Source organism: Kocuria sp. CPCC 204721 (assembly GCF_040980945.1).
Lineage (GTDB): Bacteria > Actinomycetota > Actinomycetes > Actinomycetales > Micrococcaceae > Kocuria > Kocuria marina.
On sequence record NZ_JAVKPO010000069.1, the window covers coordinates 1 to 528 of the forward strand.

The window sequence follows — 528 nt, forward strand, 5'->3', positions numbered from 1 at the left end:
TTTCTCATTTCCAGCCTTTTTCTTCCATTCTGTGACGAACTTCGGTGTTGCATTAGCCTCTCGCTTCCCAAAAGTGTCCTTTCTTGGAAGCTCCCCTTTATAAAACCTCTTCCTGTAATTATTTGGCGTATCATAGCCGATAGCATAACATGGTCTTTTCTCATTGTAATAATCCACGTATGCGTCCAAGGCCTCCTCGAACTCCTCTCTTGAATTACATGTCTCAATCTTGAAGTCTATGAACAATTCCTCTTTTATCCATCCGTTGAGGGATTCGTTCACAGGGTTGTCTGTAGGCTTTCCTGCCCTGGACATAGACCTCACAATCATCGTGTCCTTTATCAGCTCATTATAGGCGAGCGAAGCATACACGCTACCTTGGTCCGTATGAAGAACAGTTGGCTCATCTGTGCCCTTCAACAGGTTGATGACATCATTTAGCCCATCAATGTACTGGTCTCTATGTCCACGTCTCTCAGCCACATGCCACGTTAGGATTTCTTTCGTAAAGACATCGAAATACATGGT

The 528-nt window shown here is 44.1% G+C and carries 1 protein-coding gene; it reads right to left on the reverse strand.

Annotated features, from left to right (window positions below):
* The coding region (locus RF637_RS13900) for a transposase (protein ID WP_368845139.1) at positions 1 to 525 on the reverse strand (525 nt) is incomplete at its 3' end.
* Between the last annotated feature and the right edge of the window lie 3 nt (positions 526 to 528).